The sequence below is a fragment of the Acidovorax sp. GW101-3H11 genome (assembly GCF_001633105.1).
In the GTDB taxonomy this organism is placed as follows: domain Bacteria; phylum Pseudomonadota; class Gammaproteobacteria; order Burkholderiales; family Burkholderiaceae_C; genus Acidovorax.
Genome location: NZ_LUKZ01000001.1, coordinates 136,853 through 147,485, shown reverse-complemented (window position 1 = coordinate 147,485; position 10,633 = coordinate 136,853). Strand labels below are relative to the sequence as shown.

Sequence of the window (10,633 nt, the reverse complement as noted above, 5' to 3'; positions counted from 1 at the left end):
AAAAGCATCCCGCCCGTGTCAGACAGCGGCGCGCAATGGGCTCTTTGCGCCGCCAACCGCTGTGCTTACTTCGACAGCAGCCGCATGGTTTCTTCCAGCCCCTTGAGCGACAGCGGGTACATGCGGTTGCCGATGAGTTGCTGGATGATGCTGATGCTCTGGCGGTATTGCCACACGCCCTGGGGCTCGGGGTTGATCCACGCGTGCTTGGGAAACGCGTGCGTTAGGCGCTGGATCCACTCGGCACCCGCTTCCTCGTTGTTGTATTCCACGCTGCCACCGGGCTGCAGGATCTCGTACGGGCTCATGGTCGCGTCGCCCACAAAGATCAGCTTGTAGTCGCGGTTGTACTTGCGGATGATGTCCCAGGTGGGGAACTTCTCCGCAAAGCGGCGGCGGTTGTTCTTCCACATGAAGTCGTACACGCAGTTGTGGAAGTAATAGAACTCCAGGTGCTTGAACTCCGACTTCACCGCGCTGAAGAGTTCTTCCACCCGCTGGATGTGCTCGTCCATGGTGCCGCCCACGTCCATGAGCAGCAGCACCTTCACGTTGTTGTGGCGCTCGGGCACCATCTTGATGTCCAGGTAGCCCGCGTTGGCGGCCGTGCTGCGGATGGTGTCGGGCAGGTCCAGCTCCAGCTCATGCCCCTCGCGCGCAAATTTGCGCAGGCGGCGCAGGGCGACCTTGATGTTGCGCGTGCCCAGCTCCTGCTGGTCGTCGTAGTCCTTGTAGGCGCGCTGCTCCCACACCTTCACGGCGCTCTTGTTCTTGCCCGCGCCGCCGATGCGCACGCCCTGCGGGTTGTAGCCGCCGTGGCCAAAGGGGCTGGTGCCGCCGGTGCCGATCCACTTGCTGCCGCCTTCGTGGCGCTCCTTCTGTTCTTCAAGCCGCTTCTTCAGCGTCTCCATCAGCTCGTCCCAGCCCATCTTCTCGATGGCGGCCTTCTGCTCGGGCGTGAGCTCGTTCTCCAGGATCTTGCGCAGCCAGTCGGCCGGGATCTCCTTGGTGAAGTCGGCCACCATCTCCACGCCCTTGAAGTAGGCGCCGAAGGCCCGGTCGAACTTGTCGTAGTGCTTCTCGTCCTTGACCAGCGTGAGGCGCGAGAGGTTGTAGAAGTCGTCCAGGCTCCACGCGTCGTCCGACTTGGGGCCCACCACACCCGCCTGCAGGGCTTCGAGCAGGGTGAGGTATTCCTTGACCGATACCGGCAGTTTGGCCGAGCGCAAGGTGTAGAAGAAGTCGATCAGCATGTTTTTGGCTCCTTGCGCGCGTCAGGCGGGCTTGTTGCGCTCCAAAAGGTATAGCAACTGGGCGCGCGCCTCGGGCCACTCGCCCGTGCGCATGCTGTACATCACCGTGTCACGGATGGTGCCGTCGCGGCGCAGCGCGTGGCCACGGATCACACCGTCTTTTTTGGCGCCCAGGCGCTCGATGGCCTTTTGGGATGCGAAGTTGTAGTTGTCGGTGCGCCAGCCCACCACGTGGCAGCCCAGGGTGTCGAAGGCGTGGCCCATCATCAGCAGCTTGCAGGTGGTGTTGACATGGCTGCGCTGCACGCTCTGGCGGTACCAGGTGTAGCCAATCTCCACCCGGCGCGCGGCGGGCAGGATGTCGTGGTAGCTGGTGCTGCCCAGTACGGCGTTGGTGGCCTCATCGACCACGGCGAATGCAAAGCGGTCACGTGTGGCCAGGGCGGTTTCGATGTAGGCGCGGGTGTCCTGGGGTTCGGGCACCGAAGTCACGCGCAGCTTCCACAGCTCGCCGTCGGCGGCGGCCAGGCGCAGGCCTTCCTCGTGCGACAGGGCCAGGGGCTCCAGGCGCACACCCCGGTCGCGCAGGGTGATGGGTTCTACAAAGGCCATGGGTGTTGCTCCGGGCGCTGCCTCAGTCCTTGGCGGGCTTGCTGCGGCGGCTGGCCTGCCAGCGTTTGGCCGCATGCAGGCCCAGACCGCCGCCCAGGCCCACCAGGGCAATGCCCAGCAGGGCCGGGGTGCCATAGCCCGGGGCAAAGATGTCCAGGCCGAGCCACTGGCCCAGCCAGAAACCGATGAGGGCGCCGCCGACAAAACCGACGGCGTCAGAGATGCCGTCTGCGAGAGACGGGGTGTTGGGGGCGCTCATGGTGCGGCCTGTGCGAAAAATCAGCGGTTTCGCTGGTTCATGAACACCAGCTTTTCAAACAGGCTCACGTCCTGCTCGTTCTTGAGCAGTGCGCCCACCAGCGGGGGCACGGCCACCTTGTTGTCCGCGCTTTGCAGGGCCGTGAGCGGAATGTCTTCGGCCACCAGCAGCTTGAGCCAGTCGATCAGCTCGCTGGTCGAGGGCTTCTTTTTCAGGCCGGGCAGGTTGCGCACGTCATAGAACGTCTTCATCGCCACGCTGAGCAGTTCGCTCTTGAGCGTGGGGAAGTGCACGTTGATGATCTGCCGCATGGTGTCGGCCTCGGGGAACTTGATGAAGTGGAAGAAGCAGCGGCGCAGGAAGGCGTCGGGCAGTTCCTTTTCGTTGTTGGAGGTGATGAACACCAGCGGGCGGTGCTTGGCCTTGATGAGTTCACGCGTCTCGTAGCAGTAGAACTCCATGCGGTCGATCTCGCGCAGCAGGTCGTTCGGGAACTCGATGTCGGCCTTGTCGATCTCGTCGATCAGCAGCGCCACGGGGCGGTCGGCGGTGAAGGCCTGCCACAGCACTCCCTGCACGATGTAGTTGCGGATGTTCTTCACGCGCTCGGCGCTGTCGCCATCATTGAGCTGGCTGTCGCGCAGGCGGCTCACGGCGTCGTATTCATACAGGCCCTGCTGGGCCTTGGTGGTGGATTTGATGTGCCATTGCAACAGCGGCATATCGAGCGCCTGCGCCACTTCCTCGGCCAGCATCGTCTTGCCCGTGCCGGGCTCGCCCTTGATCAAGAGCGGCCGTTGCAGCGTGATGGCGGCGTTCACAGCGAGCATCAGGTCTTGGGTGGCGACGTAGTTCTGGGAGCCTTGGAATTTCATGGGGGAAAACACCGGATCGTTGATGAATGGGCTTGACAGGGCGCTGGCTATAATCAACGGCTGATCAGAGCCCAGAGCTGAACTTCCACGAGATTGTGCGCGCAAAATGAACAAAACGCTGACCACGCTATTTGCCCTGGCTGTCGCTTCCGTGACCGCTTTCTCCCATGCCCAGGAAGCCAAGGGCGACGTGGAAGCCGGCAAGCAAAAGATTGCCATGTGCATTGGCTGCCACGGCATCGTTGGCTACCAGGCCAGCTTCCCTGAGATCCACAAGGTGCCCATGATCTCGGGCCAAAGCGCCAAGTTCATCACCGCAGCTCTGGTGGCCTACCAGAAGGGCGAGCGCAAGCACCCCACGATGCGCGGCATCGCCGAGTCGCTGTCCGAAAAGGACATCGCCGATGTGTCGGCCTACTACGAACAACACGGCAAGACCGGCGCCGAACTGCCCGCCAAGCCTGGCCGCGAGCCCAGCGTGCAAGTGGCCGAGCTGCTCAAGAAGGGTGCTTGTGTCTCCTGCCACGGCGACAACTTCGCCAAGCCCATCGATCCTTCCTACCCCAAGATCGCAGGCCAGCACGCTGACTACCTCTTTGTGGCCCTCAAGTCCTACAAGGTCGAGAAGAATGCCAATGTGGGCCGCAACAACGCCATCATGGGTGGCGTGGCCAAGCAGTTCACCAATGCCGAGCTGAAGGCCCTGGCCAACTACATCAGCAGCGTCGATGGCGACCTGCACGTGGTGCCCCAGTCGCGTTTTCGCTGATACGGCTGCCTGGCCCATGCACCCGGAAGCCCGCCTTGGCGGGCTTTTTTCATGGGGCTGCGGTTGCTGGCGGAGGCGCTCCCTCACCAAAGTCCCTGGGCGAACCCGAGCCTGAACGCGCCCTGCGCCTACAAGGGGCTTTGGTGGGCCTTTGTAAAATGGGCGCGGGTGTCGCAATCATGGTGATTCGGCAGGTTCATGCGCTGGTCGGGCCGCCGCGCGGCTTCGCTGCGACCCATGAACTCTTCTCCGACCCTGATCCAAGTGATCGGCGCCGTCCTGTTCGGACTGGCCATCCTCCACACCTTCTCCACCAAGTTTTTCGAGCATCTGGCGCACACGCAGCCACGGCATGCGGGCATCTGGCATCTGCTGGGTGAGGTGGAGGTTGTCTTTGGCTTCTGGGCCATGGTGCTCATGCTGTTCATGTTTTCCATCAGCGGAAAACAGGAGGCCACGGCCTACCTGGACTCGCGCAATTTCACAGAGCCTTTGTTCGTGTTTGCGATCATGGTGATTGCTGCCACCCGCCCCATCCTGGAGCTGGCCGGGGCTGTGGTGCGCGCGCTGGCAGCCCTGCTGCCCGCGCAGCGTGGCATGGCCATGTACTTTGTGGTGCTGGCGTTCGTACCCCTGCTCGGGTCTTTCATCACCGAACCGGCGGCAATGACGCTGGCTGCGCTGATGTTGCGGGACACGCTCTTCTCCCACCCTATCTCCAGCCGACTCAAGTATTCGACCATTGGCGTGCTGTTCGTGAACATCTCGATTGGGGGAACGCTCACTTCCTTTGCGGCGCCGCCCGTGCTGATGGTGGCTGCCAAGTGGAACTGGGACATCTGGTTCATGATGTCGAACTTCGGCTGGAAGGCGGCGGTGGCCGTGCTCATCAATGCGGCCATTGCAATGCTGATCTTCCGCAACCAGCTGGGCCATATGGGCCGCAAGATGCCTGCTTCCGAGTCCCCCGTGCCGTGGACCGTAGCGGGTGTTCACCTCGCGTTCCTGGTGCTGGTGGTGGTGTTTGCCCACCATCCCGCCGTGTTCCTGGGCTTGTTCCTGTTCTTTATGGGGTTCACCACGGCCTACCGGCGCCACCAAAGTCCGCTGATCCTGCGCGAGGCATTGCTGGTGGCGTTCTTCCTGGCCGGGCTGGTGGTGCTGGGTGGCTTGCAGCAATGGTGGTTGCAGCCCGTGCTCATGAAGATGGACGCCAATGCGGTGTTTTTTGGTGCCGCCGCACTCACCGCCTTTACCGACAACGCAGCGCTGACCTATCTGGGCTCGCTGGTCGAGGGCCTCAGCGACGAGTTCAAGGTGGCCCTGGTGGCGGGCGCTGTGACGGGCGGCGGCTTGACTGTGATTGCCAACGCGCCTAATCCTGCCGGGGCATCGATCCTGAAGGAGAAGTTCTCGCAGGGCGTCATCAACCCGCTCGGCCTGCTGCTGGGCGCGTTGCCACCCACGCTGGTGGCGGTGCTGGCGTTCAAGTTGCTGTGACCGCCGGGCCCCTTGCGGGGCTCAGTCCCGCGTGGCGCGCCGTTGCACGCAGGCGATGTAGGCCTCGCCATCGGGCGGGCGGCCTGCGCGCTGGCTCTCCCACAGCATTTCGCCCAGGCAGTCCATGGCCGCATGGTGGGCATCGTGCAGCGAATCGAGCCGCGCCGTCAGCAGCTCCACCGCCTGTCGGATGCCGCGCGGCTGGTCGATGCTGCACTGCTCGCTGATCGACAGGTGCATTGACAGGTGCAAAAACGGATTGGTCTGGCCGGGCGTCTCATCGTAGTTGCGCGCCACAGCGGCATCGGCATCCGACAGGTCGGCGTGGTATTCGGGGTGCTCGGCGATCCACAGGCTGGCCAGCGTCTCGATGGCTTCCATGGGGGCGCCGCTCTGGGTCTTGGCGTGCACACCGCACAGAAAGCGGCGCACATCGGCTTGGGAGGGGCTGAACATGGGGCGTGAGGGTAGCACGCGCCTTTTTGCCTTGGGGGCTGCAGGGTCGCGCCTGTGCGCTACGCCGTGCTGCGGCCGCGTCCTACGCGCCCTGGGCGGGGCGGCTTCTACATTGGCTGGGCGCAAAGACACGGAGCCGGGTCCGCTTTGTCGCAGTCCTTCAAACCCGGCATGGGGAGAAATGCCATGAATGCAATGCGAATCGTTGGTGTGCTGTTGTTGGTGCTGGGCCTGGCCGGTTTTCTGACCGGGGGCTTCAGTTTCACCAAGGAGAGCACCCAGGCCAAGCTGGGCCCGCTGGAGCTGACCGTCAAGGAGAAGGAGTCCGTCAACATTCCGCAGTGGATGAGCCTGGGCGCCATGGTGATCGGCGGCGTGGTGCTGGTGCTGGGCTTTCGCAAGCGCTGAGGCGTTTCGTTGGGCCTGTGTCTTGGGGCGCGGGCCCGTTGTGCCTCAGCCCATTCAGCGCAGCGAGCGGTTGGTGTTGATGCCCCGCGCCTTGCACCCACGCACGGCAAGGGCCACCGGGGTTTCAGCCCCGGCTGCTCGTTGCGCTGAGTGCGCGATACACCCGTCGCCGGATCTCAGCCGCGTGGCGCACCCATCATCCGCGAGATGGTCCGTGCCGCGCTCAGCAGCGCAGGCAGCAGCGTCTCCTGCATCACCGCCGCACTTGTGCGGTTGGCTTGGCCGCTGATGTTGAGCGCCGCCACCGTCTGCCCGGTGCGGTTGGTCAGTGGTGCGGCGATCGAGATCAAACCTTCTTCCAACTCCTGGTTCACTAGGCACCAGCCCTGCTGCCGCGCCTGGCGGATGTGGGCCAGCAGTGCATCCACATCGGTGGTGGTGTGTTCGGTAAAACGCTGCATGGGGTGGCCCTGCAGCCGGGCCTGCAGTTCGTCGTCCGGCAACCCGGCCAGCAGCATGCGGCCCATGGACGTCCAGCACGCGGGCAGGCGTGAGCCCACGCCCAGCGTGGTGCGCATGATCTTGTGGGTGGGCACGCGCAGCACATAGACGATATCCAGGCCGTCGAGCACGGCGGCCGATGACGACTCGCGCACCTCTTCCACCAGGTCCTCCATCACCGGCTCGGCCAGGTTCCAGATGGGCAGCGAGGACAGGTACGCAAACCCCAGGTCCAGGATGCGCGGGCTCAGGCGAAACAGCTTGCCGTCCGTCTCCACATAGCCCAGCGTCTGCAGCGTGAGCAGGATGCGGCGAGCACCGGCGCGGGTCAGGCCGGTTTGCGCGGCAACTTCACTCAGGGTTTGCTGCGGTGTAGCCGCACTGAACGAGCGGATCACCTCCAGCCCGCGCGCGAACGACTGCACATAGCTGTCGCTCGGTTTGGGGTCTTTGGCTTCATGGGTTTGGGAATTCATACGTATGCCAACTATAATTCTTTAAGCGAACATTTGTTCTATATACGAACAAATTTCAAAGGGACAACAGAGAAACCAAGAAAGCGTTGCAATGATCAACAAACTGGCGGACTCGGTGGCCCAGGCCCTTGCGGGGGTGAAGGATGGTGCCACGGTGTTGATAGGCGGGTTCGGCACGGCCGGCATTCCGGGCGAGCTGATCGATGGCCTCATCGCCCAGGGGGCGCGTGACCTCACGGTGGTCAACAACAACGCAGGCAATGCCGACCAGGGCCTGGCTGCGCTGCTCAAGGCCGGGCAGGTGCGCAAGATCATCTGCAGTTTTCCGCGCCAGGTCGATAGCTATGTGTTCGATGACCTGTATCGCAGTGGCAAGCTGGAGCTGGAACTGGTGCCCCAGGGCAATCTGGCCGAGCGCCTGCGCGCTGCGGGCGCGGGCATCGGCGCCTTTTTCTGCCCCACGGCGCATGGCACGGAGCTGGCTGCGGGCAAGGAAACGCGCGAGATCAATGGCAAACACTACGTGCTCGAATACCCCATCCACGGCGATGTGGCCCTGATCAAGGCCGAGAAGGGCGACCGCTGGGGCAACCTCACCTACCGCATGTCGGCGCGCAACTTCGGCCCCGTGATGGCCACGGCTGCCAAGACCACGATTGCCACCGTGCACGAGGTGGTGGAGCTGGGCGCGCTGGACCCGGAGGCCATCGTCACCCCCGGCATCTACGTCACGCATGTCGTGAAGATCGACCGCACGGCCACGCAGGCGGGCGGATTCAAGAAATCCGCATGAAATTGGCACCTACCGCCTGAGGAGTAAGCGTGAGTAGCTATCAAAAGCGTAGTAAAGACGAGTTGGCGAAACGCGTGGCGCAAGACATCCACGACGGTGCCTACGTCAACCTGGGCATCGGCCAGCCCACCCTGGTGGCCAACCACATCCCCGAGGGCCGCGAGGTCATCCTGCAAAGCGAAAACGGCATCCTGGGCATGGGCCCCGCGCCCGCTGCGGGGCTGGAGGACTACGACCTCATCAACGCCGGCAAGCAGCCCGTGACGCTGCTGCCGGGCGGCGCGTACTTCCACCACGCCGACAGCTTCGCGATGATGCGCGGCGGCCACCTCGACATCTGCGTGCTGGGCGCCTACCAGGTCAGCGCCACGGGTGATCTGGCCAACTGGAGCACGGGCGAGCCCGGCGCCATCCCCGCCGTGGGCGGGGCCATGGACCTGGCCATCGGCGCCAAGCAGACCTGGGTGATGATGGACCTGCTGACCAAGCAGGGCGCGAGCAAGATCGTGACGCAATGCACCTACCCGCTCACCGGTGTCGCCTGCGTGAAGCGCATCTACACCGATCTGTGCACACTGGCCTGCACGCCCACAGGGCTGCAGCTCATCGACACCGTGCCCGGCCTGTCGCAGACTGAGCTGGAGCAACTGGTGGGCCTGCCCATCCGCCCTGCCGCCTGAACGAATCCACCCCCCAAGCAACGAGGAGACAAAACCATGAGCACACAACGCCAAGCCTTCATCTGCGACGCCATCCGCACCCCTTTCGGCCGCTACGGCGGTGCGCTCTCCAGCGTGCGCACCGACGACCTGGGTGCCATCCCCATCAAGGCGCTGATGGACCGCAACCCCGGCGTGGACTGGGCGGCCGTGACCGACGTGTTCTACGGCTGCGCCAACCAGGCCGGTGAAGACAACCGCAACGTCGCCCACATGAGCAGCCTGCTCGCGGGCCTGCCCATCGAGGTGGCGGGCGCCACCATCAACCGCCTGTGCGGTTCGGGCCTGGATGCCGTGGGCACCGCAGCGCGCGCCATCAAGGCCGGCGAGGCCGGCCTGATGATCGCGGGCGGCGTGGAGAGCATGAGCCGTGCGCCCTTTGTCATGCCCAAGGCAGAGTCGGCCTTCAGCCGCAACAGCGCGGTGTACGACACGACGATCGGCTGGCGCTTTGTCAACAAGCTGATGAAGGAAAAGTACGGCGTTGATTCGATGCCCGAGACCGCCGAAAACGTGGCGACCGACTTCAAGATCGAGCGCGAAGCCCAGGACCAGATGGCCCTGCGCAGCCAGCTTAACGCCGTGGCCGCCATCAAGGCCGGCCACCTGGCGCGCGAGATCGTGCCGGTGCACATCCCGCAGAAAAAGGGCGACGCCATCATCGTGAGCCAGGACGAACACCCGCGCGAGACCAGCCTGGAAGCGCTGGCCAAGCTCAAGGGTGTGGTGCGGCCCGATGGCACGGTGACGGCGGGTAACGCCAGCGGTGTGAACGACGGCGCCTGCGCGCTGCTGCTGGCCGATGAAGCCAACGCTGCCAAGTACGGCCTCAAGCCCCGCGCCCGCGTGGTGGGCATGGCCGTGGCCGGTGTGGCGCCGCGCATCATGGGTTTTGGCCCCACGCCCGCCACGCAAAAGGTGCTGGCCCAGACGGGCCTGACCATCGACCACATGGATGTGATCGAGCTCAACGAAGCCTTTGCCGCGCAAGGCCTGGCCGTGCTGCGCGCTCTGGGCCTCAAGGACGACGATGGCCGCGTGAACGCCTGGGGCGGCGCCATCGCGCTGGGCCACCCGCTGGGCGCCAGCGGCGCGCGCCTGGTCACCACCGCCGTGAACCGCCTGCACGAACATGCGGGCCAGTACGCGCTGTGCACCATGTGCATCGGCGTGGGGCAGGGCATTGCCGTGATCCTGGAGCGCGTGTGACCGTGATTGAGCGCAACCCCACACCGGTCACTGTCATCACGGGTGCCAGCAACGGCATCGGCCGCGCGATTGCCGAAGCCGTGCTGACCCAGGGCCACGCCGTGGTCAACCTGGACTACGTGCGGCCCAGCTGGAGCCACCCCCAACTCACCTCGTACCAGGGCGACCTGACCGACGAGGCATCGACCCGCGAACGCGCGGCCGAGATCGCGGCCAAGCACAACGTCACCGCACTGGTGAACAACGCGGGCGCCACGCGCCCCGGCACCATCGACACCGCCACCACGGCGCAGCTGGATGACGTGGTGGGCCTGCACCTGCGCGCGCCCATGCTGCTGGTGCAAGCGTTCCTGCCCAGCCTGCGCGCCAGCGGCCAGGGCCGCATCGTGAACATGTCGTCGCGCGCCGCGCTGGGCAAGGCCGACCGCATCGTGTATTCGGCCACCAAGGCCGGAATGATCGGCATGACGCGCACGCTGGCCATGGAGCTGGGGCGCGACGGCATCACCGTCAACGCGATTGGCCCCGGGCCCATCGCCACCGAACTGTTCCGCCAGAGCAACCCCGACGGCGCGCCGCAGACGCAGCGCATCCTGAACAGCATCGCCGTGGGCCGCATGGGCACGCCCGACGACGTGGCGCGCGCGGCGCTGTTCTTCCTCTCGCCCGACAACGGTTTCGTGACCGGGCAGGTTCTGTACGTGTGCGGAGGCACCACGCTGGGAGTGGCGCCGGTCTAGCACCTGATCTGACGACTTCTTTCGCCGCCCCTTGACCGGGGCATCCACCGATGTTCTCGCCCA

13 protein-coding genes are annotated in these 10,633 nt (G+C 64.8%); 7 read left to right on the top strand and 6 right to left on the bottom strand.

The annotated features are described in order from the left end of the window. Positions 1-65: 65 nt before the first annotated feature. From A1D30_RS00690 to A1D30_RS00675, 4 genes are read right to left on the bottom strand one after another with little or no spacing between them, the layout of a single operon-like run. Positions 66-1,253: a VWA domain-containing protein gene (locus A1D30_RS00690; protein WP_063458903.1), complete on the bottom strand. Its 1,188-nt coding sequence runs from the start codon at positions 1,251-1,253 to the stop codon at positions 66-68. Between the two features lie 21 nt (positions 1,254-1,274). After that, a complete protein-coding gene (locus A1D30_RS00685) occupies positions 1,275-1,865 on the bottom strand; it encodes a GNAT family protein (protein WP_063458902.1) in 591 nt (196 codons plus the stop codon). Between the two features lie 22 nt (positions 1,866-1,887). Beyond that, positions 1,888-2,124, bottom strand: a complete 237-nt coding sequence (locus tag A1D30_RS00680) for a hypothetical protein (protein ID WP_063458901.1) — start codon at positions 2,122-2,124, stop codon at positions 1,888-1,890. A 20-nt stretch (positions 2,125-2,144) separates the two neighbouring features. After that, positions 2,145-2,999 carry a MoxR family ATPase gene (locus tag A1D30_RS00675; RefSeq protein ID WP_063458900.1) on the bottom strand — a complete coding sequence of 285 codons (855 nt, stop codon included), beginning with the start codon at positions 2,997-2,999 and terminating at the stop codon, positions 2,145-2,147. 106 nt (positions 3,000-3,105) lie between these two features. On the opposite strand from A1D30_RS00675, the gene A1D30_RS00670 reads away from it, so the two are divergent. Both A1D30_RS00670 and A1D30_RS00665 read left to right on the top strand, forming a co-directional pair. After that, entirely contained in the window at positions 3,106-3,768 is a 663-nt protein-coding gene (locus A1D30_RS00670) for a c-type cytochrome (RefSeq protein WP_063458899.1), read from the top strand. A 237-nt stretch (positions 3,769-4,005) separates the two neighbouring features. Then, positions 4,006-5,268 (top strand): putative Na+/H+ antiporter, encoded by a 1,263-nt coding sequence (locus tag A1D30_RS00665; RefSeq protein ID WP_063459154.1) that lies wholly within the window; start codon positions 4,006-4,008, stop codon positions 5,266-5,268. A gap of 21 nt (positions 5,269-5,289) precedes the next feature. Here the strand turns inward: A1D30_RS00665 and A1D30_RS00660 are convergent, their stop codons facing one another. Further along, positions 5,290-5,724, bottom strand: coding sequence for a DUF1841 family protein (locus A1D30_RS00660; RefSeq protein ID WP_063458898.1), 435 nt, complete (start codon positions 5,722-5,724; stop codon positions 5,290-5,292). A gap of 186 nt (positions 5,725-5,910) precedes the next feature. Between A1D30_RS00660 and A1D30_RS00655 the strand changes: the two genes are divergently transcribed. Then, on the top strand, positions 5,911-6,132 hold the full coding sequence (locus tag A1D30_RS00655; RefSeq protein WP_199865904.1) for a hypothetical protein: 222 nt from the start codon (positions 5,911-5,913) through the stop codon (positions 6,130-6,132). A gap of 176 nt (positions 6,133-6,308) precedes the next feature. On the opposite strand, the gene A1D30_RS00650 is transcribed toward A1D30_RS00655, so the two are convergent. Continuing rightward, entirely contained in the window at positions 6,309-7,109 is an 801-nt protein-coding gene (locus A1D30_RS00650; RefSeq protein ID WP_063458896.1) for an IclR family transcriptional regulator C-terminal domain-containing protein, read from the bottom strand. 91 nt (positions 7,110-7,200) lie between these two features. Here A1D30_RS00650 and A1D30_RS00645 point away from each other — a divergent pair, with 91 nt between their 5' ends. From A1D30_RS00645 to A1D30_RS00630, 4 genes are read left to right on the top strand one after another with little or no spacing between them, the layout of a single operon-like run. Next, entirely contained in the window at positions 7,201-7,902 is a 702-nt protein-coding gene (locus A1D30_RS00645; protein ID WP_063458895.1) for a 3-oxoacid CoA-transferase subunit A, read from the top strand. A gap of 29 nt (positions 7,903-7,931) precedes the next feature. Next, complete coding sequence (locus A1D30_RS00640) at positions 7,932-8,582, top strand: 3-oxoacid CoA-transferase subunit B (RefSeq protein ID WP_063458894.1); 651 nt, start codon at positions 7,932-7,934, stop codon at positions 8,580-8,582. A 36-nt stretch (positions 8,583-8,618) separates the two neighbouring features. Continuing rightward, on the top strand, positions 8,619-9,830 hold the full coding sequence (pcaF, locus tag A1D30_RS00635) for a 3-oxoadipyl-CoA thiolase (RefSeq protein ID WP_063458893.1): 1,212 nt from the start codon (positions 8,619-8,621) through the stop codon (positions 9,828-9,830). Then, positions 9,827-10,570 carry an SDR family oxidoreductase gene (locus A1D30_RS00630; protein WP_063458892.1) on the top strand — a complete coding sequence of 248 codons (744 nt, stop codon included), beginning with the start codon at positions 9,827-9,829 and terminating at the stop codon, positions 10,568-10,570. The genes pcaF and A1D30_RS00630 overlap by 4 nt, the downstream gene beginning before the upstream one ends. Positions 10,571-10,633: the final 63 nt, after the last annotated feature.